The following is a 23,970-nucleotide window of genomic DNA, read 5'->3' as shown; positions in this document are numbered from 1 at the left end:
GCTGTTGCCAACGCTGAGCAAACGACTTGCACCCATCACTCTGCAAGTCTTGCAATTGTGCACTGCAGCATTACCTACAGCATCCGGGACGTCGGTTGGCTTTCCGCGAGCAGCGAGGAAGCCCTATGAGAAGTCTTTCGGATACTTTGCAGCGCCTGCAACGGTTTCGCACCGCGCCAATCAGGTCTACGGGTTCAAACCGGTTGAAGAAGCTGCAGAACCAAACCGTTAATCCCGGCGATCTGCTGGGGTGGTATCGTGTTCCCGGATCCGCGGATGCATCACGTCCAATCCCGCTTGTAGTAGTCTTACATGGTTGCACTCAGACGGCTGCCGGCTACGATGCCGGGTCGGGATGGTCGAAGCTGGCCGACGAATTTGGTTTTGCTGTTCTGTTTCCGGAGCAAACCCGCCAGAACAACTCCAATCTCTGTTTCAACTGGTTTTCCGATGGCGATATCCGGCGCGACGGCGGCGAGGTCCGCTCGGTCCGTGAGATGATCGGCGTGATGATCTCCGACCACAGCATCGACCCTACGAGGGTGTTCATCACGGGACTGTCAGCTGGCGGCGCCATGGCGAATGCCATGCTTGCCGCCTATCCGGAAGTATTTGCCGGGGGAGCTATTATTGCGGGCCTGCCCTATGGCGTTGCCTCGAGCATCCCACAGGCGTTCGACCGGATGCGCGGTCACGGTCTACCCTCTTGTGAGCAACTTCAGGAGCAGCTTCGTTCGGGGTCGAGCCATGCCGGCCCGTGGCCTACCATCTCCGTCTGGCATGGTACGGCCGACAAGACCGTGGACGAGCTCAATGCTCGGGCCATCATCGACCAGTGGAAAGCTACACACGAGGTAGGCAATCAACCCGGACGGTCTGGCGTAGTCGACGGGCAGGAACACCACGTCTGGACAAACAAGGCTGGCGCGGATGCCATCGAGCTTTACCGCATCGGCGGCATGGGACACGGCACCCCTATCGACACGTCAAGCGGCTACGGCTCGCAGGCACCGTACATGCTCGACGTCGGCATCTCGTCGACGGAGCACATCGCCCGCAACTGGGGTCTCACACCATCGTTTGAGCGTCGTGCGAATCCCGAAGCCGCGGGCGAAAGGCTCACGGGAGCGAAGTCTGATCGCAAGATCACGAATAATGTCCAGGACGTCATAGAGAGTGCGCTGCGGTCTGCGGGGCTGTTGAAATGACGCATCCGTGGCAATCAAGGCCCAGCCGCACGTTCTCACCGGATCGGCATCTTCGCAATCTCGGCTGAGCTTGGTGGCGGCACAACGAACTGGCGATACCTGAGCATACCCAATTGGGTTTGTGCATGTGAGGTGCGGAAATGCCAAAACTTTCCATACGCCATCGGACGACCTACAGCTACCGTAGCTGCGTTCAGCTCTCTCCTTACCGACTACTGCTGCGGCCGCGCGAGGGGCCGGAACTCCTGCTGCAAAGGCACCAGATTACAGGTTCTCCCCGAGGCAGGATTTCCTGGACAACCGATGTCTTCGGAAACGCAGTTGCGACCATGACGTTCTCGGAGCCGACCAAGCAGCTCGAAATCGTCAGCCGTGCCGATGTCGAACTGAAATCGGAAGCCTGGCCCGTGTTCGATATCGCTGCGCGGGCCGCAACCTACCCCTTCCTTTATGACGACCAGGACTGGAAGGATCTCGGCGCCCTCAGGGATATTCAATATCCCGATCCTTCTGGCGAATTGCAGCAGTGGGTCAAGGGCTTCGTCATGGGGAATTCGACCGATACGCTGTCGCTGTTGAAGGATCTGAGTGCCGGGGTCTCGAACGGCGTCGCTTACCAAGCGCGCGATACAGAAGGAACGCAGCCTCCGTTGGAGACCATTTCGTTGCGGTCCGGGAGCTGTCGGGATCTTGCGACGCTCTTTGCCGAAAGTGTCCGGGTTCTTGGCCTCGGGGCGAGGATCACGTCCGGATATCTCCACGACCCGGCGCGCATCCTCGTCGGTTCGTCGGCGGGGGGCTCGACCCATGCATGGGTTGAAGTGTTCCTTCCGGGTGCGGGATGGATCACCTTCGACCCGACAAACAGGAGCATGGGCAGCGCCAACCTGATCCCCGTGGCGGTCGCGCGCGACATTACCCAGCTCCTGCCGGTATCGGGAACGTTCATCGGTCCCGCGGACGCCTTTCAATCGATGGACGTCGCCATAGACATCGCCTTCATTGGCTGATGAAAGGTGAACGAAAGCCAGAAACGCTGTGACCCTGAATGACCCGGGTTTAAATTCAACGCGTCCCTTGCAAAATCAGAACTTGTACCCACATACCGTTCATCGACCATTGCTTGTGATGTTGGTCTGGAGCCTGGCTCCCGTCGGATTTCCTCTCAAATCATCGATCTTAACCCGCAAGGCATCGCGGGAACCACAACGATTGTTCTGAAAGGAAATCGTCATGACTACTGGTACCGTCAAATGGTTCAACACCACCAAGGACTTCGGCTTCATCCAACCTGACAATGGCAGCACGGACGTCTTCGTCCATGCATCCGCTGTCGAGCGCGCCGGAATGCGTTCGCTCTCGGATGGCCAGAAGATCTCCTACGAGGTTGTTCAGGACCGCAAGTCAGGCAAAAGTTCCGCCGAAAATCTTCAGGCAGCTTAAAGTTTTCATTCGCCGCGCTGACCACGGATGTACTGGCAGCAGAGCTGAGTGACTGTGAGAGGCCGGGTTAGCGCCCGGCCTTTTTGCTTTTGGACCGGGCTCTGACGGCTTTGATCCAACCCGACTTCTTAGGTGCGTCCGAGCACCAGACCGAAAGAAGATTATCATGACCATGACGAAGCAGGCATTTTTCAAGTCCGAAAAGATCTCCGCACGAGACAAGGCCGCGACCACGAGTGAGGTCGCGCGGCGGATCATTGAGACGGAGACGGCTAACCGGACCCGGAAAACAGCGCGTCTGCGCCAGTTGCGCGAAGCCCAGCCGATCGAGCCAAAGCCGATCCGCCCAACGCGGCGCCGCAAGACAGCAATAGCGGCTTGATGGCAACCGTTGACCGAAGCTGGTGGGGCAAACACCGCTTTCCTCGGATCAATGCCGTCTCGACGCATAACCGGAAGGACCGGATATGACTCCCACTCCTACAAATTTTCTACCAAGCTATCCCAATGCCGCTCCAGTAGCCGTCACCGTGATCAGCTTTGTTTTTGTCATGTTTTTGATCACGGAGGGCTGGCTGTGGTGAACATAACTCACATAAAGGAGTCGCTCCTGCGCAGGCTTCTTAAAAGAGCGGACTATGCGACGCTCGACCTGAAGCCCGAAGCGGGAGCAGACCACTTGGCGGAAACCACTCTCATAGAGCAGATCCGGTCCGGCATGATCGCGCCGGATGACTATCCCGCCTCGACAAGCACAGGCGAAACGCAAATCGCAGGCGAGCCAGCGGATCAAGCGACTATCTCGCGCGAGCAGGCGCATTCCCTCAACGAGATAAGCGCTGTCGGGGAAAGCTCCGGACCGGAAGAACAGATCGAATTTGCTGCGAGCTCCAACGGGGACCGTTGGTTCTTATGCGGGGACGGCAAGAACGGTGGCCGCTCTGTGCTGCATCGAGCCAATCCGGCGTCAGGAGGACACGAGACACACAGGTCTGTCGATGCCTTCCTCGCTTTGAAGCCCAATGGTCCTGAACATGAGGCGCTAAGAGTCCTGCTGAACGTCGTTGATTAGGCACGCCGGTCGCCGGCTATCGTCCTTTTGAACTTAAACATTCGGTTCGCTCCACCAGAGGTGTTAGCCCGCGAGCCGCCCAGGCTTGCTCACGGTACGACTTCACAAAAGTCCCTCATGCCAAGCCTGGTGCACCGTACGTATGCTGGGGCGAAACCCCAGGCTGTGTGCGAGGGACGTATCAACATGCAGGTACCAGGGATTTGCAAGAGGCTCGGAGTTCGGCGCCAACCTGGATCCGACCATACTAGTGAGTTCGTAGATAGATGAGGGCGCCTCGTCGGCCAAGTTCACGATGTGCCGATCGAAAGTGCCTTTGAGCCCCAGCGTGATTGCGTGAGCGATGTCACGATGATGGATCGTGCTCATGCGTTGCGCCGGATGCCAGGTGCTGACGTGCTTGGGAAGAGATTGAAGATGCCCATCACCGTCGCCATAGACGAAGGGGAAGCGAAGGATCGACCAGTTCAACCCGCTTTCGCGCAGTGCTTTCTCCGCGGCAACCTTGCTTGCGGGATAGGCGTGGTGAGGGTCGACCGGGTCGTCTTCTCTTCCCGGATGCGGATTGTCCTTGTTGTAGACGTGGCTGGTGCTCGACATGATGAACCGCGCATCGGGAGCATGCGCCTTCACGGCGGCAATCAGGTTGCGTGTCCCGTCGAGGTTGCTCTTCCAGATGAGGTCGGTATCCTGCGTGCGGAACACGGCGGCGAGATGCACGATAGCGGAAACCCCGTGAACGGCATTCGTCAGGGTCGAAGGGGTAAGGATATCGCCTGTAATCGCTTCTATTCCTTCTGGGCAGCCCTTGCCCGCCCGGAGCAGGACACGGCAGGCAAAACCGGCCTTCAGCAGTCGCGGCACAAGTCGCTCGCCAACGAGCCCGGTGGCTCCGGTGATCAATACTGTCATTCGTTCAATCCTTTCGCAACAGGGTCTGCAGTCGTTCGGTCGCTGACTTGAGGACACGGATGGTCGTGGCCAGATCGGCCTCGTCGATCCCGCCGAACGCAGCGTCGTGAATGAAAGAAAGATCAGGAATTTTACGCCACAGGGCCTCACCTGCGGCTGTCAGGGTCAGGAGGCGTTGACGCTGATCGCCTCCATTCGCGGTCTGCGCGACCAGATCCTTGCGGACGAGCGTGGCGATAATTCCGCTCAAGGTCGCGCGTTCAAGTTCAAGTGCGCGGCCGAGGTCTCGCTGGACGGATGGGCCGTTGTTGACGAGATACCAGAGAACATACCATTGCGTGGATCCCAAATCGAAGGGCCGCAAGCGCTCGTCCATCAGGGCCCGGCCCGCGAAGTAACACCGCTTCGTCCACGCTCCCACGGAAAGATCTTTGGTGTCCGCGTGATCGTCCATGAAAAGCGCCTATTCATTTCGTTCGCTACCATACGATAATTGCAAGGTAGCGAACGAATGTCAACGCTCAATACTGTCGGATTCGGATGAGGTGATCTCAGGGTGGGGCCAGAAAGCTGGACAGCCGTGTTGGACGGAAGCGACGGGCGATCAGGCGGGCATTCAGGTGACCATCCGCGATGCGGCCACGGCTTCAAGGTAGCCGCAGCCTCGGGCGTTCTGCATCGTAGTGCCCGACGCGGCAGTGACTGTGATGACCACGATGTCGTGGGAGCGCTATCGCCACCGCTTCACATGGTCGACAAGCGCCCGAAGCTTGGGAGCGAGGTTGCGCCGGCTGGGATAGTAGAGAAAGAAGCCGGCAAAGGGTGGGCAATAGTCCTGAAGGAGAGGGACCAACTGACCCGATCCGACATAGGGTCTGAACGTGTCTTCCATACCGAAGGTGATGCCGCCGCCGGCACAGGCCGTGCGGATCATAAGCCACATGTCGTTGGTGGTGATCTGCGGGTCGACAGCCACGTCGAATTCGCGCCCGTTTTCGCCGAATTCCCAACGATAGGGCGCGCTATGCGGCGCGGGGCGCCAGCCGATACAGCGATGGGCGGATAGTTCCGAAGGATGTTCAGGCTTTCCGAAGCGTTCAATGTAGGACGGCGCGGCGAAGGCGCCCTGGCGTTGGTCGCCCGAGACTGAAACGGCAATCATGTCCTGATCGATGACTTCGCCCAAACGTACCCCCGCGTCATAGCCTTCCGCGACAATGTCGAATTCCTCGTCCGTGACGGTTACGTCGATCTGAACTGAGGGAAAGGTGTCCGCGAAACGCGCCAGCAGCGGCCCGGATATGAACTGCTCGGCAATGGATGACACCGCCAGCCTCAACAGTCCACTCGGTGCGCTGTCGCGATCCGCCGTCGCGTCGAGCGCCATTCCAACTTCCGAAATAGCCGGTGCTAGCCGCTGATACAATTGCTCGCCAGCCTCTGTGAGATTGACGCTGCGCGTCGTTCGCTGCACGAGTGCGACACCTAGCCGATCTTCAAGGCGTCGGATGCTCTGGCTGACCGCTGGCCGTGTAACGCCTAGATTCTCTGCTGCCGCGCGAAAGCTCCGCGCTTCAGCGACAGCAAGGAAAACGGAGATGCCATTCAGATCGACTGCCATTGGTTAGACAGATTTACCAGAGTGGTCATCATTAGGCAAATTGTCCGATCTCATCGAGGCGCCTACCTTGGAACACGAGCTAGGACGAGGCCTGTCGACCGTTCACGCAGCTTCAGTGCCGGTCGATGGCTCTCATCAAGCTTTCAGCAGCCAGGAAAGGACCGAGACCATGACCAATCTCCCGGCATACCACCAAGTCGCCCGCGCTAGCCGAGCAGCTCTGATCACACTGCCATTGCTGTCGCTCTCCTTGCCGGGCGCAGCTATTGCCAACACCGCGGGAACGCAGGTGCAATCTGCGGAAAGTGCGGCAATCGAGCAACGGAACAAGGCTATCGTCGAAGCCGCCTTCGAAAAATGGCGCGGGGGCACCTATGTCTTCGGAGAGCTTCTCGCTCCCGACGTTATCTGGACGATCCATGGTTCCGGACCGGTCGCTGGCACCTATCGCAACCAAAAGGATTTCATCGAACAGGCATCGCGTCCCCTGACCAGTCGGCTCGCGACCCCGATCGCGCCCGAGGTACACAACATCTTCGCCGACGGCGACACGGTCATCATCCGCTTCGACGGAAGAGCGACCACGACGTCGGGCGCACCTTATCGCAACCAGTTCGTCTGGATACTCAAGATGAAGAACGGCCTCGTCGTCAGCGCGGAGGCATTTCTGGACCTCGTTGCCTATCAGCAGGTCGTCGACAACAACGCTCCACGGTCCGAGTGACCGACGCCTGCGGTTCGGCGGACCAGGACGTCTGCCGACCGATAGCCGCGCACCCATCCGCGATCGCCCTCAAGCCGAGAACGCTAACGCTTTACGGAGCCCGACCATGCGACAGCCATTTGCAGCAGTCATCACAGCGGCCACCCTCTCGATTCAGCCCGTAGAAGCACAGGAGACGAATTTGCAGCCGAACCATCCCTACGCCGGCATGTGGGTCACCGACGATAACCGTGTTCGCCATGAACTTCTGCCGAACGGGCGCTATGTCGAGGCCCGCGGCCAGCGCGAGCGAGCCTATGAGGGCCGTTACGAAGTCGGCGGAACGCATATCGAGTACTGGGACGACACAGGCTTCACCGCCGATGGGGATTTCGTCGATGCTAACACGCTTCACCATGGCGGTATGATATTGCGCCGCAAGTCGGCGACGCCCTGACATGCCGGCGAGCCTTCGCGATGCGAAAACGGGTGAGAGCAATGGTTTCCGCGGGCTTTCCCTCCGACATGGGCAGCCGCCATTCACCGTTGCCCTGTCATCGTTGCTTGTCTACCTCTCGCAGGAGATCGATGAACGCCCGTAGCGGTGACGGCACGTGGCGGCTGCGCGGGTAATAGAGCGCCAGCCCCGGTATCGGCGGGCACCATTCGTCAAGGACGGTCGCGAGCTGGCCGGACTCCAGAAACGGCCGGGCGAAGTACTCCGGCACATAGGCAATTCCACGCCCGTCCGCCGCCGCCTGCACGAGAAGATCACTGTCGTCGAGGGTGAGATTGCCCGGCGCGTCGATCGCGACTTCGGCGCCGCGTCTGGAAAACTCCCAGCGATAGCGCTTTCCGCTCGGTAGGCGCTGGCGGATACAGCAATGCCCGTGAAGATCGTCGGGCGTGTGCGGTTTTGCTCTGCCGTCGAGATAGGAGGGCGCCGCCACGGCGATGAAACGGACGTCGCCACCGAACTTCACCGCGACCATATCTTTCGGGACGGCTTCCAGCAGACGTACCCCCGCATCGAAACCCTGTTCCACGATATCGACGAGCCGACCTTCCGAAACCAGATCGAGCTCCACGTCGGGATAGAGATCCATAAAGCGCGGCACGACGTCGGAAAGGAGAATGCGGGCGCCGCTCTTGTTGGCATTGATCCGCAGGGAGCCGCTGGGGGTTCCGCGCTCCTCCGAGAGAGTATCGAGCGCCTGATCGAGATCCTGAAGGACCGGATCGAGCCGCGCGAGCAGGCGTGCACCGGCCTGAGTGAGCGACACGCTGCGTGTCGTTCGGTTGAAGAGCCGCACGTCCAATTTTGCTTCCAGGCCTATGATCGCGTGGCTAAGGGCGGAGCGTGAAACGCCCATGATGTCGGCCGCTCTGCGAAAGCTCTGGTGATTGGCCACCGCCGCAAAGGCCGCGAGATCGTTCAGACTAGGGCGCATCATTCGTGAATTATCCTCACCAACTCATACCAAACTGAAGATCTTATACCACCAATGTTGCTGTTCTACATCTTGAGGGACGAATAGATGAGGAAAATCACATGCCAAAGACATGGTTCATAACCGGCGCTTCTTCGGGGCTCGGTCTGGAGATGACGCAACAACTGCTCGCGCAGGGGCACAAGGTGATCGCAACACTTCGCCGCCCGGGAACGCTGGCGCAGCTGGAGCAGGAATACCGCGAGCGACTGGACATCGTTCAGCTCGATCTGGTCAAGCCGGAGAGCATTACCGCCGCCGTGGAAGGAGCCTTCCAGCGGCACGGCCAGATCGACGTGATCGTCAGCAACGCCGGCTATGGCCTGTTCGGTGCTGCGGAAGAGCTCGCGAATGATCAAATCGACCAGCAGATCGCCACCAACCTTACCGGATCCATCCATCTCATCCGTGCCGCACTGCCTCTTCTTCGAAGGCAAGGCGGCGGGCGGATCGTCCAGGTCTCGTCCGAAGGAGGGCAGATCGCATATCCGGGGTTCAGCCTCTATCACGCGACCAAATGGGGCATCGAAGGCTTTGTCGAAGCGGTGGCACAGGAAGTGGCTCCCTTCGGCATCGACTTCATCATTGCCGAGCCGGGACCGACCGGCACGAATTTCGGGGCCAATCTTGTCCACGCGACACCGATGGATGCCTACGATGAAACCCCGGCCGGCGCCGTTCGCCGGGCGATCAGCGACCGAAGCTTCGAGATCAGAGGAGATGCGGCGCGCACCGTGGCGGCAATCATATCAGCCGCCGAGAGCGCAACGCCACCACTGCGACTGACGCTGGGCAGCACGGCCTATTCCTCTATCTCGCAGGCGCTTTCCGCGCGCCTGTCCGCTCTCGAGGCGCAGCGGAAGGTGGCGAATTCCGCCGACAGGCAGGACCTGTGAACCCACCGGCGGTCTGGAAGCACCGACCTCATGAACCGGAAAGGAAACACCATGTTCATTCGACCAGTAATATGGGCGCTCGCCGTCAGCATTTCGTCTTCTGCTTTCGCGCAGGCAGCCGCTGAAAACCAGGTCGTCGGCACGTGGCGGATGATGTCGGCGACGATCGACCCCGGTGGAAAAAATATCGCCGCCTATGGGGAAAAGCCCAATGGTCTTCTCGTCTTCACGCCCGACATGCATTTCGTGGAAGTCCTGACCGATGCCGACGTCCCCCGGTTTGCTTCCAATGCTCGCGGCGAGGGTACAGACGATGAGAATCGCATGGCTATGGCACGCAGCATCGGGTTTTTCGGAACCTACACCGTCGATGAGAAGGGAGAATTCAGCGGCAACCGCGTCGAAGGCGCGACTTTTCCGAACTGGGTCGGCAGCGTGCGAACACGTAAAGACCTGACGCTCGATGTGAAGGGTGACCGCATGACCGAACAATTTCGCAGGCCAGAAGGTACCGAAATCAGGATCGAGTGGCAGCGCGTCAAATGAGGCCCAGGAGCATCCGCGCAGCTAGCAATTCCTTATCTGACGCGTGCAGGAACGGCGTCAGACCTGGCCTGCCAGTTGTAACTCCGCATGTAGTCGAGGAAGGCGCGCATGGCAGCGCTCGGAAGACGGCGGCTGGGATAGTATAGAAACCAGTGAGGCAAGATGGGGCTCCAGTCGGATAAAAGCTCCACCAGCCGTCCGCTTTGGACGTACGGCTTGGCGTAGTCATCGAAGACATGAGCGATGCCTCTGCCCGCAAGTGCCGCTTGCAGTTCATTGTGCGCAGAGCTGACCGTCAGGCGACCCGTCGGCGTAACTTCGATATCTTCGCCGCCCTCGTTGAACCGCCAGGTGACGAGCGTGCCGCCCGGAAAACGACGCCGTACACAGTCGTGGTCGCCGAGTTCGTGCGGCGTCTGCGGCTGTCCGCACCTCGCAAGATAATCCGGCGAAGCGACGATTGCATAGCGAAGCGCGGGTCCAAGCGGGAGCGCGATCATATCCTGCGCCAGTTGCTTACCGAACCGGACGCCGGCGTCGAAACCCTGTTCGACGATATCGATGACGGCCGCATCGCTGATGATCTCGATCTTCACCTTGGAATAAGCATCCATGAAGTCGAATACCAGCGGGCAGAGGAAATGATCGACAGCCGGCGCCGGCGCGTTGATTTTGAGGGTTCCAGATGGACTATCCCGCAACTCGTCGATCTCTGCGATAGCAAGCCTGATATCGCCAAGCGCAGGCGCCAGACGTTCAAGGAGACGCTGTCCCGCCTCCGTTGGAAACACGCTCCTCGTCGTTCGATTGAGAAGCCGGATGCCCAAAGCCTCCTCCAGATTATTCATTGTTTGGCTCAAGGCCGATGAAGATATCCCTCGCTCGAGGGCTGCCGCGCGGAAGCCGCCACAGCGCACGATGGCAACGAACACATCGAAGCTGTCCAGTCGGATTGGATCCATTGCGAAGTTTTTCTAATCAAGCTGATCAACTCATCACAGGTTATCAGAGCAATGGTCCCGTGTCATGATTGCCGAAATGAAAGCACTGTCCTGCGGAAACCTTCCTCGCCCACCATTCTCCGATCGAGGAAGGGTCGATGCAGTGCGCCCAGAAGAAGGAACGACAGATGAATGCCTTCACCCTCAACAGACGCGCCATCATGCTGTCCGCTGTCGCCGGCGCATCCAGCATGCTTCTGCCGAGCCTAGGTGGTTCTGACAAAGCCAACGCTCAGGCCGCGTCCCCGATGGCCGGTAATGCCGGGCATTATCGCTTCCGCGTCGGAGAGATCAGCGCCACTGTCTTGAGCGATGGCGTGATTGGCGGTCCACCACGCGTCTACGCCAGCAACGCCCCGGAGGCCGAGCTTCAGGAGGTACTGCGCCAAGCATTCCTGCCGACCGACCACATGACGCTCAATCTCAACACGCTGCTGATTGAAACCGGCGGCCGGCGGATCCTGATCGAGGCAGGCGCCGGCAAGACCATGGGGCCGAATGGTGGCCGGATCTTCGATAATCTCGCGGCGATCGGTCTCAGTCCTGCCGACATTGACGCCATCGTCATCTCCCATACCCATCCGGACCATGTCGGCAACTTGAGAACCGCAGACGGCGGCAAGGCGTTTCCCCGCGCCACGGTGTTTGTCCCGAAGGCCGACTGGGATTTCTTTGTCCGCACCGATCCGGATCTCTCCTACATGCCGGTCCCGGAGGAATTCCGTTTGCGTTTCGCCGCCAACATCAAGAACAGCCTTGAGCCGACCAAGAACGATGTCGAGCTCTATGAAGCCGGCGCCGAGATTGTGCCGGGCCTGACGACGATCGTCGCGTCCGGCCACACACCGGGCATGGCCACCTTCCTCGTTCATTCCGGAAAGGACCAACTGCTGCTGACGGCGGACCTTGCCTATCATCCCGTTGTCAACGTCGACAGGCCCTGGGTTCCGGGTCCGGACCGCGACAAGGAAACAGCCCTTTCCTCGCGTCGTCGCATCTTTGACAGGGCAGCGGCAGAGCGCATGCCGGTGCTTGGCTTCCACTATCCATTCCCCGGCCTCGGCCGGATGCTGAAGACCAATGGCGGCTACGCCTGGGTACCCGCCAACTGGCAGTTCTGACGGTTAAGAAAACAGGAGAGATCTCATGGACCGGGCAAAGATCAACAGACGCAGCTTTCTGGGAACGATGGGGGTAGCAGCAACAGGGCTGGCACTCGCCGCTCACGCCACGGCGCAGGCCCAGGAAACGAATGTCGTGTCGCCGGCCACTGGATCAAACCCTGATGTGCTGACCCGCACCTTGCCGCGTACCGGCGAACGGGTCACGACCCTGGGTCTCGGCACGTTTCTCACCTTCGATCTGAAACCCGGCGACCGCCGCGACGCCCTTCGGCAAGTCTTCGAACGTTATGTTGCCGCAGGTGGACGGGTCGTTGATACGTCACCGCTCTATGGCTCGGCCGAAGTCAGCGTCGGGCAGTTCATGGGCGAGTTCGAAGGATCGGATGAGATCTTCCTCGCCAACAAAGTCTGGTCGACAGGGGAATATCTTGGAGACGAGAGCCACGCGGTTGAAAGCTTTCGGCAGTCACGCATGCGGACATGGCGTGCCACGATCAATCTCATGCAATGCCACAGCATCACCAACGCCCCGGTCGTCATCCCGCTGATGAAGGCATGGAAGAAGGAGGGCCTGATCCGCCATGTCGGTGTGACCCATCACGAGTCGGCGGCGCAGGACCAGCTATTAGCGATCGTCCAACGCGACGAGGTCGATTTCATCCAGACGAACTACTCAATCTTCAACCGTGACGCCGAGCGCCGGCTTCTCTCCGCCGCCGCCGAGAAGGGCGTCGGCGTGCTGATCAATCTGCCGCTCGAAAAGGCCCGGCTGATGAAGGTGGTCGAGGGACACCCGCTTCCCGGTTTCGCAGCCGAGTTCGAGGCGACGAGCTGGGCGCAGTTCTTCCTGAAGTGGGTCATGGCGCATCCCGCGGTCAGCACCGTGCTCTGCGGCACGTCCAACCCCGACCACATGAGTGATAATGTCCAGGCGATGACAGGCTCGCTTCCCGACGAGCGCATGCGTGCCCGCATGGTCGCACATATGGAAACGATTCCCGGCTTCGGCTCTATCGGCACGATGCCGTGGTATCCCGGCAAGGAGAAGATGTATTCCGGCCTTATCCGGGAAGCACAGGCGAATGCCGCACAGCGCCTGCAGTGACCCACCTCGATTAACCGCCATTAAACCGGGAGAACGGTCTTGCCTTCCACCAGACGTTCGCTTCTGACGACCTTTCTGACGCTGCCCCTCATAGATGTGGCGAGAAGTTCGCCGTTTGCGCAGGCCGCTCCCGAACTGCCGCTGACGCCTGCATGTGACGATGAAGACGAACTGACCCTCGAACGGGAAGCCGGTCCCTTCTTCAGGAATTCCCCGCTCGAGCGCGATCTCTATCCGGATGCGCCCGGAGGCGAACGCATAACCGTCGCCGGTTTCGTCTTCGACACTCGCTGCCGGCCGCTTGGCGGCAGTCTCGTCGAGATCTGGCACGCGGACGAGAACGGCGACTATGACAGCGTGGGTTTCCGTCTGCGCGGGCACCAGTTCACCGACGGCCAAGGGCGCTGGTGGTTCAACACCATCGTGCCAGCGCTTTATCCAGGCCGTACGCGGCATTTCCATTTCAAGGTCCAGCGCCCCGGTGGGCGAGTCCTCACCACCCAGCTCTATTTTCCCGGAGAGACACGAAATGCTGGAGACAGGCTGTTTGACGAAGCGCTGCTTCTCGACATCAAGCAAACCGGTGACGGAAAGTTCGGACGGTTTGACTTCGTGACCTGAGGAAGGACAGCCGTTGGAAAGGATAGGGTTTAGTTGCGATACGAGCTTAAAGCCGGACGCCGCAAAACACGACGTCCGGAGGATGCGAGGCCTAAATCAGGCGTTGAAGCCGGCGTCTACGCTGAGAACTGCGCCGGTGATCAGACTTGCACCCGGACCTGCCAGAAACGCCACCGCGCTGGCGACTTCGCGGGGCTCGCCAAACCGGCCGAGCGATGTGAGGCTTCGCTGATAATTGGCATTCTCGCCATTTGCCGGGTTCATATCGGTGTCGGTCGATCCGGGGAGGACGAGATTGACGGTGATGCCTTGAGGTCCGAGTTCGCGCGAAAGGCCTCGCGTGAAGGACAGCAGCGCCGACTTCGACATGGCATAGGTCGTTACGCCCGTGAAAGGCACGCGCTCAGCCAGAGCTGAACCGATCGAGATGATCCGCCCTCCGGATGACAGATGTGGGATCGCCGCCTTGGCGAAGAGGACCGGCGCGCGAACATTCACATCGAGCATGGCCTGCAGGTCGGCGAGCGCCAGATCCGCGGTCATGCCGGCGGTTCCGATGCCGGCACTGTTGACGAGAATATCGAGCCCTCCAAGTGTGTCGACCGTTTGACTGACGGCGTGCCGAATGGCGTCCGGATCGGCACTGTCGGCCTGGATTGCAAGCCCACGCCGGCCTTTTTCCTCGATGGCCTGCACCACCGATGCCGCCCTGTCTGCCGAGCGTTGATAGGTGAACGCGACATCAGCGCCCTTTTCGGCGATCGCGATCGCGATCGCGGCTCCTATTCCTCGCGAGCCACCGTTCACCAGGGCACGCTTTCCAAGCAATTCCATCATCATTTCCTTTATGCAGTGATCGATGCATAAATAGGTAGCGGCATTGCAAATCGTGGTCAACTGATTTATGCAGTGGTCGATGCATAATAATTTTTCGACGCCTCCACCCAGCTTAACATCGATCCGTCCTGCGCGCGGGCGGCCGCGGGAATTCGACCGCCAGGCTGCACTTGCCGCCGCGACACGGCTGTTCTGGATCAAGGGTTATGAGGCGACCTCGATCGCGGACCTGACGGAAACGATGGGGATCGGGACCAAGAGCCTCTATGCGGCCTTCGGCTCGAAGGATGAGCTTTATGCGGAGGCGCTCAAATATTACTACACGACCTACGAAGGCCTGGTCTGGACCCGGTTCCGGAAAGCTGCGACCGCGAGGGAGGCGGCGCTGGCATTTCTTCAGGATTCCGCGATCGCCATGACCGGTGGAGATTGCGATTTGCCGCATGGTTGCATGGCAACGCTCGCTACCGTCGGCAGCGAAGGACACTCCGAACTGAGTGAACTCATGCGAGCGACGCGCGCAGGCGGTTTCGATATCCTCAAGGCGCGCTTCGACAGAGCGAAGAGCGACGGCGACCTTGAGGCCACGGCCGACACGACCAAACTGGCGAGATTCGTGCAAACGGTTCAAAGTGGGATGGCGATCCGCGCCCGCGACGGAGCGGATCGCGACGAACTCCATGCCGTGGCGGAAATCGCGCTTTCTGGCTGGGACCATATCACTGGCAACATCGATCACCGGATGCAGGGCAAGGCGTAATCCGTCGGATGAGTCCAGGTCGAACCGCTGCTCGTTAGAACGGATTTTTCTGAACATTGAATAACGGATACTGATGCGTCCGTTCGAATGACCTGCGGGTTCGACGTCGATTGATGCGATAGACGGCTGCGGGCGGAACATTGGCGAGGGTGCAGCCGATATACGTCGCTTTCAGGCCCAGACGGTCGAGCAAGGGTCTGGCGATCGGGCATCGTGGACCGTAGGTGAATTGGTAGAATGCTCCACCCGGGCGAAGATGCGAGAATGCCCCCTCCAGGATAGCATGCACCTTGCGCAACGGCATCGATAATAGAGGAAGTCCGCTGACGACGGCGCCCACCGGCGCTGAGGCATGGATCGGCAACTTGCGCAGTTGAGCAGCATCCATCTGAACGGTTTTTGCGGCTGGAAAACGGTCGCTAAGTTGGCTCGCAAACTCTGAACCATATTCGACCAGCACGAGATTTTCTTCAGCGACACCTCGATTCAGCAATGCTTCCGTAAAAACGCCTGTTCCCGGACCGAGTTCAATGACTGTGCCTGTGTCCGCAGAGATTTCGGTCGTCATGAGTGAAGACAACGCGCGTCCTGATGGCGTAACCGAGGCGACGCGAAGGGGCGCGGAAAGCCACGCCCGAAAAAACAAAAAGGCATCAGCAGTCCTGTTCGTCATCGCTCACTGGCTCCCGGATTAACGCGCATCGCGGATCGTCGCTGAAGCCGCCATAACACGGCCACAAGTCCCTCTGTGACAACAAGCAGGATGAGTATCTTCATTGCGAGCATGGATGAATTGATGCCGGGACTGGCCAAAACAGCGAGATAACCTGCGGCGATGAACAAGCCGTTCCACAAGACTATGCCGACTGCCACGCCAGCGGCAAACTGCAGCGTACTTGTGCCCAAGAGCCCTGCCGCCACAGGCGCGATCAGCCGAACTGTGGGAATGAGTTGCGACAGAATCGTCAGCGATTGTTCGCGGTCGCGCAGGGAGGACAATGTCCAGTCGATGCGAGGTTGCGATAGACCCACCCATCTGCCGACCGCGTAGAGAAGCGTTGCGGACCTCTTTCTCCCGATAACACGCACGAGAAAATAGAGACTGAGGGCGCCCATAAAACTCCCGAGCGTCGTTGCGATGACAGCGGTGTGGAGGGACCAAAGATCGCCGGCCGCGATACCTATGGCAACGAGAACGCCATAGGAGGGTAGGGCAGGCAAGAAACGCTCCGCCAGCCCGATCGCGATGAGGCCGAATATGCCGTATATCGCAATCCAGTCGACAAGATTTCCGAGCGGGTCCATCTCTTACCCCTCCCGCGCGACCGCTGTCGCGCCCGGGTCAGAGAGCACCGAGGTTGGAGCCTGCGTTTTGAACGAGATCCCGGTCAGTTTTTCCGACATCTCCCACAGCTTGTGCGCCACATGCTTTTCAATCGCCTGTGCCGGGATTTTTGCCTCCGTTGGATGTCCACGGGTTTCGCCCAGTCTATCGGGACCGTAATATCCGCCGCCTCGGGCCTCTGGGGATGTGGCTGCAAACAACGTCGGCAGCGCACCCTGTGCAACGGGCTGGAATAAGAACCACAAGAACGTTCTGAGAAGGCCTTGAGCACTGTGGCGCCCAGGGGCATTGTGAAGCAGATCGGTGCGTGACACGCCTGGGTGGGCAGCGATGCTGGTGATACCCCAACCCGCTTCTTCACTTCGCCGTTGCAGCTCGAAAGCAAACATCAGGCAGGCCAGCTTCGACTGAGTGTAGACGGGCATCGGCTTATAATGCCGTTCCGCTTGCAGATCGTCGAAGTTGGTTGCGGCGCTTGCGCTCCTAACAGCAATGCTGGAAAGCGTGACGACGCGTGGGGCTTGTCCAAGCTTGAGCAGCGGCAGCAAGTGGCCGGTCAAGGCGAAGTGGCCGAGATAGTTGGTGCCGAATTGAAGTTCGAAACCATCCCTCGTCGTCTGACGCGTCGGCGGCGTCATCACGCCGGCGTTGTTGATGAGCACATCGATGTGATCGCGCGTTTCCTTCAGTCTGTTGGCCAGTGCCTCAATCGACGCGAGATCACCAAGGTCGACGATCTCCAAAGCGACCGATGCCTGGGGCGCCTGTTCCTTAATGCGCCGGACAGCGTCTGCACCCTTCGTCGGATTGCGTCCTGCGATGATGACGTCGCCACCGGCGCGAGCCAGCGCAAGTGCATCTTCGAAGCCCAGACCACCAGTGCCGGTGATCAGGATCGTCCGCCCCTTCTGAGAGGGCATATCGTCAAGTCTCCACGATTTCGACATCGTCAGTCCCTTCGTCTTTCTGCTGGGGCAAGATCGTCCGCCGAAGACGCTATGTTCAGGGCACGTCTCCGGCGGACGGGAGGTCGCTGTGGGGTAAAGCGACCTTTCGCGGATCCGGAACGGGGCGGTTCCGGGATCCGAACCTATGCGTTGACATCCATCGGTCCGCCGAGAGGTGGCTTTGTGGCGATCTCGCGTGTTCGCCGCATCCATGCCGGAGACTCGGGAGTGACCCAGGTGGCTGCGAGGCAAGTTCACAGGGGTCGTCCGTCAGGCGATCCCGCCGTTTGCGAAGACGTTTTGACCATTGATCCAGGTCCCGTCCGGCGAGCAGAGAAGGCCTATGACATTTGCGATATCCTCTGGCTCGCCCAGCCGCCGGAGCGGGGTTGCTTCCGGTATGCCGCGAAGCGCTTCCTCCCCGTGCTGGCGAAGGAGTTGGGTATCGACAGCGCCTGGTGATATCGCATTGACCGAGATGTTACGGCCGCCCAGTTCCTTGGCGAGAACGTTCGAGTAGATCTCCTGCGCCGCCTTGGTTGCGGCGTAGGCTGCTGTGCCAGGAGGGCTCATATTGATGATAGTTGAGCTCAGGCTGATGATCCGTCCGCCATCGCGAATTCGTCGTGAAGCCTCGCGCAAGACATTGAAGCTCCCCTTGACGTTGGTAGCCATCATCCGGTCAAAGGCCTCGTCGGACATCTGCGCGAACGGACCGACATTCATAATCCCGGCATTGTTGACCACCACGTCCACGCCGCCGAAGGCCTCGTCATTTGCGTCGAACAGGGCCTTGACCGCAGCCGGATCTGCGACGTCTCCCTGGCGAACGATGGCCCGACCGCCCGCCGCCTCGATATCGCGAACGACCGCTTCAGCTAATTCGCGGTTGGTGAGGTAGTTCACCGTCACAGCGTACCCGTCCCGCGCCAGACGGCGGGCGGTCGCGGCACCAATGCCGCGGGACGAGCCGGTGACGACCGCGCCACGTTTGTCACTTGGTTGAGCGACAACGCCGGTATCGGACGACTGGGCTGATGCAATGCCGCTCATGGCGATAGCGGATGGCACGGCCGCTGCGAGGGCGAGGAACGTGCGCCGCGAATTGTCTGTGTTGGACATTTTCAATATCTCCTAAAGAGTTCGGATAGTTCGGCCTGCGACGGCGGTTGCCGGTCACTGACGGCGGAGGAACGTCGCGATACGTTGATTTGTGATCATGTAGACAATGCCTGCGAGAGCGCTTGCTAGTGGCACGATCAACAGACCAAGCCCGAGGCCGTTGGGAACGTCGGCTGCTGTTGCTGCATCACTCACAATACCGACGACCAGGGGACCGAGTGCCGGCCCGGCAAGGCCGGACGCGATCATGACGAGGCTGGTCGCCTGTGCCTGCCGTCCTGGACCGGCGATCAGATGCGCGGCACCAAAGCCCCATGGCAACATGAAGGAAAATGACAGCATTCCGGGCACGAAGAGCGCAATGGACATCCATCCAGTCGGGGCAAATAGTGCCGCTGTTGTCGTTGTACTGGCGATGAGGAACAGAATAGCCGGGGGACCGAGCACCCTGCCGCTACCTGAGCGGACTGCGTGATCAAACCAGCGTCCGCCGCCCAATGTTCCGAGAATACCCATCAGTCCTTGCAACATGCCGAACGAAACGCCGACTTCCGTCGCGGTAAAACCATGGGTGCGGATCAGAAACGGTATGGAGAAGGCATAAAAAGGTGCGCCTGCGAAGCCCAGGAAAACGGCGCCTGCGAACAACCAGCGGAAGGCCGAGGATGACAACAGGTAAAGGCTGGTTCGCAGAAAGGGTTCGTCCCGAGAGGATATACGTGGAAGCGAAGGGGTAGGACCGGCCACAAAAATGGTCAATAACCCGATCAGGACGCCGATGCCTCCGGCACCCATCAGAACAACGCGCCAACCAAACACGTCTGCTATCGCGCCACCCGCCGCAAACCCGGCCATCGTGCCGAGCGGAATGCCCATCGCGAACAGACCGATTGCAAGACCACGCCGCTCGGGACCGATCTTGCGGCCGATGAGAGCATGGCCTGCCGGCACCGCGCCAGCCTCGCCGAATGCGACGCCGAAGCGCGTGAGGGCGAGGAACATGAAACTGGCGGCAAAACCTCCGAGTGTCGTCATGACGCTCCAGATGAGGACGCAGGACACCAATACGAGCCGGGGAGAGCCCCGATCTGCTGCTCGGGCGAGCGGCAATGAGAGGAGTGCGTAGCAGACGGCAAACGCAAGACCGGTGAGCAGGCCCATCTCGGTGTCGGTCAGCTCCAGATCCCCTTTGATCTTTTCCGCCAGGATGAATGGCAATATTCGATCGATCTGCGAGAATGCGTTGATCAGCAAAAGGACGATGCATATAGCGGCCATTCGCAGGCCTGTTACGTATTCTCTGTTGGACGCAATGGGCGGCGCTCGTGTCTCTACAGGGTCTATTGACCGGGCGCCAATTTCTGTCATCTTGAGGTCACTCCTCGCTTGGTTGCACCCTTAAGCTAGATGGAGTGACCAATGACCAGAATGCCCGAACCTTCAAGAAACTTGCCTATTCCTACAAGTGAGGTGATAGTGCCGGCGAGGAGCCACATATTGCCATGGCCCCTGAAGCAAGCGGAGCCCCGCTTGAATACGCCATTGCTTTCAGCCGTCACCGCCTACATCGAGGACCAGGGAGGCGGCCAAGGCCTGTTTCCGACGGCCATAGAAGGCTTCAATATCGTCCGTTCGTTTCAGTCGATGATGCCAATGCGCAACATCTATCGGCCGTCGCTCTGCGTCGTCGTTGAGGGCGGCAAAGAACTGCAGCTGGGCGAGGAGCTGCTGCGCTACGGAACGATGGAGTGCCTCGTCGTTAGCGTCGGCGTACCAGCAACCGGTCAGATCGTCGAGGCGAGTGAGGAGACCCCGTACGTCGGGGTGATGATTGACTTTGACGTAGCAACCGTAAGGGAAGTCCTCGAACAATTGGAGGCGCTCCCTCCGCAGTCGGACACATCAGGTCCATGCGCCTTCGTCGCGAAGGTCGACCAGCCCTTGGAAGATTGCATCCTTCGCCTCGTTCGGCTGCTGGCGACACCGAAAGCGATTCCTGTTTTGGCACCTTCGATCGTCCGGGAGATCTGCTACTGGTTATTGAGCGGGCCGCACGGCGGCGAAATCTGCAAGCTTGCCTTGCCCGACTCGAACATTGAGCGCGTCGTCAGAGCTGTATCAGTCCTGCATACCAATTTTGCAGAGACGCTGAGAGTGGAAGAACTGGCTGATATTGCTCGGATGAGCCCGTCTTCGTTTCATCAGCATTTTAAGGCGCTGACGGCTATGACACCTCTTCAGTTTCAAAAGCAACTACGGCTGCTGGAGGCGCGCCGACTCATGGCAACGCAAGCTGTGAATGTCACTGAGGCTGCCTACAAAGTAGGTTACGAAAGTGCTTCTCAGTTCAGTCGAGAATACTCTCGAACCTTTGGTATCGCGCCCAAGCAAGATGCTTTGAAGCAACAACAACTCCAGGACCTGTATGCTAGCCGTGCCGTGCGTCTAGCGTAGTGTACTAGCGGAGCCGGTTATATAGCAATGCCCTGTCGACTCTCCTGCCTCGTATTGCAGCTGCCTTCGCGAGAGATGTGGCAGCGAAGACTTGTCTCAATCAGGTGGCCAGATTAACCGATTTCACGCGCATATCCTGCAAATCGCGAATAACTCCAGCTACTCTTCCAAAAAGGGTCGCGTGTCGGCGGTTCGGGTTGGTTCAAGGCGGGCATCTCGACAGCCGCCCTATACTATGCTTGAGAAGTTAGTATAGCGAGGATCACGGTGGGTAGTGCCTCGTTGGAGCGGAAGCGGGCAGCGTCCACTGGGGTAAAGTCGTAAAGCTTGCTTGCTGATGGCAACTATACTTGATGTGCTAAAAAGATATAGAGGCCGGCGTGATCAAGCAGATCCTGTGGCGCCCCGGCGCGGCAGGCTATCGCCTCGGCCACTGGTTCAGGCCCGCGAGCCGAGAATCCATTCGTGCCGAAATGAGTTCCGAGCGAAATGAACCTTTTCGGCTTCGCACACCTGCAGCTCAGCTTGCTGAACGAGCACTTGACTACACGCCTTATCGTGATGGTGGAAGCAATCGCCAACGCGTTCGTTATCTGTGCGTGAGGCAGTATCGTGAATCAGCCAGCGCTCCACTGCTGCGCCGCGGCTTCGTGTATCGTCTTCGAGGCGATCACTCAGAGCCCTCACTGGTAGCTGGCGCGTTTGGCGGGACGACCCTTCCAGGCGTAAAGAACGTGAGATATGCGACGGCCATAATGATCCCGATGACGAAAATGGTCAGTACAAACTTGATCGTGCCTTTGTTGGCTTTTTCCTCTGCACTGTTCATGGCCATGCAACAAGCCAGGGAGTAAAAGGTTCCTCCATCGCTCCCAGATGGCAGGGCTGGCGTAAGCTTGAAGCATCGAACTCTATAACAACGTGTTCGCAACGGGCAGCAGTTGAAAGTGCTCGTCTATTTGGCGCCCGGCGTGCGCATGCCTGCGGGATCGCAAAGACCGCCGCTTTTGTCTAACGACATTTGTGAATCGATCCAAGCGAACCGATTCACATTGCCGATGTCGTCTCGTTAGCTCGCAGGCCAACGAACAATCGGCAAATGCTAGATCAGAGTAATAGCGCAGCCTCCGGACTTCTATTCGTCGTTACCCGATGATGAACAGACGCTAACCCAGGAAAAGCTCCAGGACTCAGTGCGCGCCCGAGGCAGCAACCTCGCTACGCGAGAACATCGCGGCCTCATAGATGGTCAGTGCATTCGCGATGTCTCCAGGCCGAGCGGCCATGGCCTCGCCGAGCAGCGTCCCACCTGGCGTAAGAGTCAATCGGTAACCGACTGGCAGCGCGTTGATCGTTCGCGTGAACGATTGCGCGGAATGCGTCCTTGGTGGCTTCTTTCTGCGCGACTTCCTGACATAAGCCGCGCTCGATTGGAGCCTCCATCGACAGATCGTGCAGTTCCTCGACGATCCATTCTTCAGTCACCAGAGCAATTGCCTGTGGGCTTCACCAGCCAAATATAGGTTGCCGCGGTCCAGGAAAAGCTCAGGCCGCCGCAGCCTTCGCCTGTTGTGGGGTCAAAGTATTCGGCGAAGCCTTCGGTTTCGATGGCTGAGATGGTCGATTTGCGAAGCTGTTCAGCGAATTCGGGGCGGCCGTTGCGCTGCAGGCCGTCGATCAGCAGCCAGTTGATGATCGCCCAGGAGGGGCCGCGCCAGTAGCGTTTCGGCTCCCAGCCGGCAAAACCCGGCTTAGTGGTCGGGAAGGCGACTTTGAGACCCCTGGACCAGACGCTCATTTCGGCGACGAGCGCATCGGTGATGGACCTTTCGAGGTCGAGCGAGAGGAGGGGGATGAAGCCCGCTTGCGTCGGTGCCTCGATATCCTGACCGGAAACGAGATCGCGCGAGACGAAGCGCGAGAGGGCGGGGCGCCATTGCGCGAGGATCGCCTTACGGGTCTTTTCGTTGAAGGCGGCAATCTCGGCCACGTCCTCCGTTCGGCCGAGCTCGCGGGCGAGCGCTTCCAGCTCTTGGCCGGCCTTCAGCAGAATTGCCGTCGCCTGGATTTCGGCGACCTTGAAGGGCGCCTTCTGCCATTGCGCCTCCGGATTCCAGCCGCAGGCAGCGTAGTTATCGACGAGGTGGATGAAGCGCCTGTAGTCCTCGTCGCGCGGTCGCATCGAGGCGTTGACGTGGCCAGTATCCTTGCGCAGCACCGGCGTATCAGTCGTCGTCGGCACGCGGGCGAGCGCGACATCCCAGGCGGGCGAGTTGTCGCTGCCGCTTTCCCAGGGATGTAGTAGAGCGACGAGACCGGTGCCTTCAGGATCGCGGGCCGCATACCACCAGCGATGCCATCTCAGCGCCGCTTCGTAGAGCGGCAGGCTGCGCGCCTTGTCGCCGGCGGCGTCGTGAAGCTTCTTCAGGGCAATCGCAAATACCGGGGGCTGGGTGATGCCGGAGGTCTGGATCGTGTGGCTGGTCCGCCAGACGTTCGGGCCGGGGAAATAGGTGTCGCTCTTCTGGTGGAAGACGATATGCGGGATCATTCCATCCGCCCACTGACCTTCTGCCAGCCGCTCCAGTTCGCGATAGGCCCGGTCAGTATCGTAAAGCGCGAAACCCATGGCGACGAAGGCGGAATCCCAGTTCCATTGGAAGGGATAGAGCCGCTCCGTCGGCACGGTGTAGCCGCCTCTATCGTTGGCGACGAGGATGCGCTTGGCTTCGGCAATATGCACGTTCATTTATATGCTCCGGT

27 protein-coding genes are annotated in these 23,970 nt (G+C 59.6%); 14 read left to right on the top strand and 13 right to left on the bottom strand.

All coding sequences use genetic code 11. The features are described 5' to 3' along the window. Window positions 1-125 precede the first annotated feature (125 nt). From FHX15_RS26505 to FHX15_RS26490, 4 genes are all read left to right on the top strand, one after another. Window positions 126-1,208, top strand: coding sequence for an alpha/beta hydrolase family esterase (locus FHX15_RS26505; RefSeq protein ID WP_184401328.1), 1,083 nt, complete (start codon window positions 126-128; stop codon window positions 1,206-1,208). A 140-nt stretch (window positions 1,209-1,348) separates the two neighbouring features. Further along, a complete protein-coding gene (locus tag FHX15_RS26500) occupies window positions 1,349-2,218 on the top strand; it encodes a transglutaminase N-terminal domain-containing protein (protein WP_184401327.1) in 870 nt (289 codons plus the stop codon). Between the two features lie 223 nt (window positions 2,219-2,441). Continuing rightward, complete coding sequence (locus tag FHX15_RS26495; protein ID WP_184401326.1) at window positions 2,442-2,651, top strand: cold-shock protein; 210 nt, start codon at window positions 2,442-2,444, stop codon at window positions 2,649-2,651. A 166-nt stretch (window positions 2,652-2,817) separates the two neighbouring features. Beyond that, window positions 2,818-3,033 carry a hypothetical protein gene (locus tag FHX15_RS26490; protein WP_184401325.1) on the top strand — a complete coding sequence of 72 codons (216 nt, stop codon included), beginning with the start codon at window positions 2,818-2,820 and terminating at the stop codon, window positions 3,031-3,033. Between the two features lie 117 nt (window positions 3,034-3,150). Here FHX15_RS26490 and FHX15_RS26485 read toward each other — a convergent pair whose 3' ends face one another. The 4 genes from FHX15_RS26485 to FHX15_RS26470 all read right to left on the bottom strand — a co-directional run bounded on the left by FHX15_RS26485 (window position 3,151) and on the right by FHX15_RS26470 (window position 6,256). Beyond that, complete coding sequence (locus FHX15_RS26485; protein ID WP_184401324.1) at window positions 3,151-3,444, bottom strand: hypothetical protein; 294 nt, start codon at window positions 3,442-3,444, stop codon at window positions 3,151-3,153. 381 nt (window positions 3,445-3,825) lie between these two features. Then, window positions 3,826-4,635 (bottom strand): NAD-dependent epimerase/dehydratase family protein, encoded by an 810-nt coding sequence (locus FHX15_RS26480; protein WP_184401323.1) that lies wholly within the window; start codon window positions 4,633-4,635, stop codon window positions 3,826-3,828. A gap of 4 nt (window positions 4,636-4,639) precedes the next feature. Continuing rightward, window positions 4,640-5,089 (bottom strand): MarR family winged helix-turn-helix transcriptional regulator, encoded by a 450-nt coding sequence (locus tag FHX15_RS26475; protein ID WP_148147260.1) that lies wholly within the window; start codon window positions 5,087-5,089, stop codon window positions 4,640-4,642. 276 nt (window positions 5,090-5,365) lie between these two features. Continuing rightward, entirely contained in the window at window positions 5,366-6,256 is an 891-nt protein-coding gene (locus FHX15_RS26470) for a LysR family transcriptional regulator (protein WP_184401322.1), read from the bottom strand. Between the two features lie 169 nt (window positions 6,257-6,425). Here FHX15_RS26470 and FHX15_RS26465 point away from each other — a divergent pair, with 169 nt between their 5' ends. Both FHX15_RS26465 and FHX15_RS26460 read left to right on the top strand, forming a co-directional pair. Further along, window positions 6,426-6,980 (top strand): nuclear transport factor 2 family protein, encoded by a 555-nt coding sequence (locus FHX15_RS26465; RefSeq protein WP_184401321.1) that lies wholly within the window; start codon window positions 6,426-6,428, stop codon window positions 6,978-6,980. Between the two features lie 106 nt (window positions 6,981-7,086). Then, window positions 7,087-7,416 (top strand): Atu4866 domain-containing protein, encoded by a 330-nt coding sequence (locus tag FHX15_RS26460; protein ID WP_184401320.1) that lies wholly within the window; start codon window positions 7,087-7,089, stop codon window positions 7,414-7,416. Between the two features lie 97 nt (window positions 7,417-7,513). Here FHX15_RS26460 and FHX15_RS26455 read toward each other — a convergent pair whose 3' ends face one another. Then, entirely contained in the window at window positions 7,514-8,413 is a 900-nt protein-coding gene (locus FHX15_RS26455; protein ID WP_184401319.1) for a LysR family transcriptional regulator, read from the bottom strand. Window positions 8,414-8,511: 98 nt separating this feature from the next. Here FHX15_RS26455 and FHX15_RS26450 point away from each other — a divergent pair, with 98 nt between their 5' ends. Continuing rightward, the gene (locus FHX15_RS26450; RefSeq protein ID WP_184401318.1) at window positions 8,512-9,345 is read left to right on the top strand and encodes an SDR family oxidoreductase; all 834 of its coding nucleotides are present in this window, start codon (window positions 8,512-8,514) and stop codon (window positions 9,343-9,345) included. A gap of 51 nt (window positions 9,346-9,396) precedes the next feature. After that, a complete protein-coding gene (locus FHX15_RS26445; protein WP_184401317.1) occupies window positions 9,397-9,891 on the top strand; it encodes a lipocalin-like domain-containing protein in 495 nt (164 codons plus the stop codon). 32 nt (window positions 9,892-9,923) lie between these two features. Here the strand turns inward: FHX15_RS26445 and FHX15_RS26440 are convergent, their stop codons facing one another. Beyond that, window positions 9,924-10,853, bottom strand: a complete 930-nt coding sequence (locus tag FHX15_RS26440) for a LysR family transcriptional regulator (RefSeq protein ID WP_184401316.1) — start codon at window positions 10,851-10,853, stop codon at window positions 9,924-9,926. Between the two features lie 167 nt (window positions 10,854-11,020). On the opposite strand from FHX15_RS26440, the gene FHX15_RS26435 reads away from it, so the two are divergent. From FHX15_RS26435 to FHX15_RS26425, 3 genes are read left to right on the top strand one after another with little or no spacing between them, the layout of a single operon-like run. Then, entirely contained in the window at window positions 11,021-12,013 is a 993-nt protein-coding gene (locus FHX15_RS26435; RefSeq protein ID WP_184401396.1) for an MBL fold metallo-hydrolase, read from the top strand. Between the two features lie 25 nt (window positions 12,014-12,038). Continuing rightward, complete coding sequence (locus FHX15_RS26430; protein ID WP_184401315.1) at window positions 12,039-13,121, top strand: aldo/keto reductase; 1,083 nt, start codon at window positions 12,039-12,041, stop codon at window positions 13,119-13,121. A gap of 39 nt (window positions 13,122-13,160) precedes the next feature. Continuing rightward, the gene (locus tag FHX15_RS26425) at window positions 13,161-13,742 is read left to right on the top strand and encodes an intradiol ring-cleavage dioxygenase (protein WP_184401314.1); all 582 of its coding nucleotides are present in this window, start codon (window positions 13,161-13,163) and stop codon (window positions 13,740-13,742) included. 96 nt (window positions 13,743-13,838) lie between these two features. On the opposite strand, the gene FHX15_RS26420 is transcribed toward FHX15_RS26425, so the two are convergent. Next, a complete protein-coding gene (locus FHX15_RS26420) occupies window positions 13,839-14,579 on the bottom strand; it encodes an SDR family NAD(P)-dependent oxidoreductase (protein ID WP_184401395.1) in 741 nt (246 codons plus the stop codon). Between the two features lie 79 nt (window positions 14,580-14,658). On the opposite strand from FHX15_RS26420, the gene FHX15_RS26415 reads away from it, so the two are divergent. Further along, window positions 14,659-15,339, top strand: coding sequence for a TetR/AcrR family transcriptional regulator (locus FHX15_RS26415; protein ID WP_246779097.1), 681 nt, complete (start codon window positions 14,659-14,661; stop codon window positions 15,337-15,339). A gap of 34 nt (window positions 15,340-15,373) precedes the next feature. Here FHX15_RS26415 and FHX15_RS26410 read toward each other — a convergent pair whose 3' ends face one another. The 5 genes from FHX15_RS26410 to FHX15_RS26390 all read right to left on the bottom strand — a co-directional run bounded on the left by FHX15_RS26410 (window position 15,374) and on the right by FHX15_RS26390 (window position 20,121). After that, window positions 15,374-16,012, bottom strand: a complete 639-nt coding sequence (locus FHX15_RS26410) for a class I SAM-dependent methyltransferase (RefSeq protein ID WP_184401312.1) — start codon at window positions 16,010-16,012, stop codon at window positions 15,374-15,376. Next, complete coding sequence (locus FHX15_RS26405; protein WP_184401311.1) at window positions 16,009-16,644, bottom strand: DedA family protein; 636 nt, start codon at window positions 16,642-16,644, stop codon at window positions 16,009-16,011. Before FHX15_RS26405 ends, FHX15_RS26410 begins: the two co-directional genes overlap by 4 nt. A gap of 3 nt (window positions 16,645-16,647) precedes the next feature. Next, window positions 16,648-17,604 carry an SDR family oxidoreductase gene (locus FHX15_RS26400; RefSeq protein WP_409527037.1) on the bottom strand — a complete coding sequence of 319 codons (957 nt, stop codon included), beginning with the start codon at window positions 17,602-17,604 and terminating at the stop codon, window positions 16,648-16,650. Window positions 17,605-17,901: 297 nt separating this feature from the next. After that, window positions 17,902-18,753, bottom strand: coding sequence for an SDR family oxidoreductase (locus FHX15_RS26395; protein WP_184401310.1), 852 nt, complete (start codon window positions 18,751-18,753; stop codon window positions 17,902-17,904). Window positions 18,754-18,807: 54 nt separating this feature from the next. Then, complete coding sequence (locus FHX15_RS26390) at window positions 18,808-20,121, bottom strand: MFS transporter (protein ID WP_184401309.1); 1,314 nt, start codon at window positions 20,119-20,121, stop codon at window positions 18,808-18,810. 162 nt (window positions 20,122-20,283) lie between these two features. Between FHX15_RS26390 and FHX15_RS26385 the strand changes: the two genes are divergently transcribed. Continuing rightward, on the top strand, window positions 20,284-21,207 hold the full coding sequence (locus FHX15_RS26385) for an AraC family transcriptional regulator (protein WP_184401308.1): 924 nt from the start codon (window positions 20,284-20,286) through the stop codon (window positions 21,205-21,207). A gap of 380 nt (window positions 21,208-21,587) precedes the next feature. Then, window positions 21,588-22,061 (top strand): hypothetical protein, encoded by a 474-nt coding sequence (locus tag FHX15_RS26380; RefSeq protein ID WP_184401307.1) that lies wholly within the window; start codon window positions 21,588-21,590, stop codon window positions 22,059-22,061. Between the two features lie 623 nt (window positions 22,062-22,684). On the opposite strand, the gene FHX15_RS26375 is transcribed toward FHX15_RS26380, so the two are convergent. Then, on the bottom strand, window positions 22,685-23,956 hold the full coding sequence (locus tag FHX15_RS26375) for an amylo-alpha-1,6-glucosidase (protein WP_184401306.1): 1,272 nt from the start codon (window positions 23,954-23,956) through the stop codon (window positions 22,685-22,687). Window positions 23,957-23,970: the final 14 nt, after the last annotated feature.

This window comes from Rhizobium sp. BK650 (assembly GCF_014195325.1).
GTDB lineage: Bacteria > Pseudomonadota > Alphaproteobacteria > Rhizobiales > Rhizobiaceae > Rhizobium.
Note: the sequence above shows the minus strand (reverse complement) of the source record. Positions and strands in the feature narration are given on the sequence as shown.

Bases quoted from the DNA above. Each gene is read 5' to 3' on its own strand.
- FHX15_RS26505 (WP_184401328.1), top strand. From the start codon at position 126: ATGAGAAGTCTTTCGGATACTTTGCAGCGCCTGCAACGGTTTCGCACC.
- FHX15_RS26500 (WP_184401327.1), top strand. From the start codon at position 1,349: ATGCCAAAACTTTCCATACGCCATCGGACGACCTACAGCTACCGTAGC.
- FHX15_RS26495 (WP_184401326.1), top strand. From the start codon at position 2,442: ATGACTACTGGTACCGTCAAATGGTTCAACACCACCAAGGACTTCGGC.
- FHX15_RS26490 (WP_184401325.1), top strand. From the start codon at position 2,818: ATGACCATGACGAAGCAGGCATTTTTCAAGTCCGAAAAGATCTCCGCA.
- FHX15_RS26480 (WP_184401323.1), bottom strand. From the start codon at position 4,635: ATGACAGTATTGATCACCGGAGCCACCGGGCTCGTTGGCGAGCGACTT.
- FHX15_RS26475 (WP_148147260.1), bottom strand. From the start codon at position 5,089: ATGGACGATCACGCGGACACCAAAGATCTTTCCGTGGGAGCGTGGACG.
- FHX15_RS26470 (WP_184401322.1), bottom strand. From the start codon at position 6,256: ATGGCAGTCGATCTGAATGGCATCTCCGTTTTCCTTGCTGTCGCTGAA.
- FHX15_RS26465 (WP_184401321.1), top strand. From the start codon at position 6,426: ATGACCAATCTCCCGGCATACCACCAAGTCGCCCGCGCTAGCCGAGCA.
- FHX15_RS26460 (WP_184401320.1), top strand. From the start codon at position 7,087: ATGCGACAGCCATTTGCAGCAGTCATCACAGCGGCCACCCTCTCGATT.
- FHX15_RS26455 (WP_184401319.1), bottom strand. From the start codon at position 8,413: ATGATGCGCCCTAGTCTGAACGATCTCGCGGCCTTTGCGGCGGTGGCC.
- FHX15_RS26450 (WP_184401318.1), top strand. From the start codon at position 8,512: ATGCCAAAGACATGGTTCATAACCGGCGCTTCTTCGGGGCTCGGTCTG.
- FHX15_RS26445 (WP_184401317.1), top strand. From the start codon at position 9,397: ATGTTCATTCGACCAGTAATATGGGCGCTCGCCGTCAGCATTTCGTCT.
- FHX15_RS26440 (WP_184401316.1), bottom strand. From the start codon at position 10,853: ATGGATCCAATCCGACTGGACAGCTTCGATGTGTTCGTTGCCATCGTG.
- FHX15_RS26435 (WP_184401396.1), top strand. From the start codon at position 11,021: ATGAATGCCTTCACCCTCAACAGACGCGCCATCATGCTGTCCGCTGTC.
- FHX15_RS26430 (WP_184401315.1), top strand. From the start codon at position 12,039: ATGGACCGGGCAAAGATCAACAGACGCAGCTTTCTGGGAACGATGGGG.
- FHX15_RS26420 (WP_184401395.1), bottom strand. From the start codon at position 14,579: ATGATGGAATTGCTTGGAAAGCGTGCCCTGGTGAACGGTGGCTCGCGA.
- FHX15_RS26415 (WP_246779097.1), top strand. From the start codon at position 14,659: ATGCATAATAATTTTTCGACGCCTCCACCCAGCTTAACATCGATCCGT.
- FHX15_RS26410 (WP_184401312.1), bottom strand. From the start codon at position 16,012: ATGACGAACAGGACTGCTGATGCCTTTTTGTTTTTTCGGGCGTGGCTT.
- FHX15_RS26405 (WP_184401311.1), bottom strand. From the start codon at position 16,644: ATGGACCCGCTCGGAAATCTTGTCGACTGGATTGCGATATACGGCATA.
- FHX15_RS26400 (WP_409527037.1), bottom strand. From the start codon at position 17,604: ATGCCCTCTCAGAAGGGGCGGACGATCCTGATCACCGGCACTGGTGGT.
- FHX15_RS26395 (WP_184401310.1), bottom strand. From the start codon at position 18,753: ATGTCCAACACAGACAATTCGCGGCGCACGTTCCTCGCCCTCGCAGCG.
- FHX15_RS26390 (WP_184401309.1), bottom strand. From the start codon at position 20,121: ATGACAGAAATTGGCGCCCGGTCAATAGACCCTGTAGAGACACGAGCG.
- FHX15_RS26375 (WP_184401306.1), bottom strand. From the start codon at position 23,956: ATGAACGTGCATATTGCCGAAGCCAAGCGCATCCTCGTCGCCAACGAT.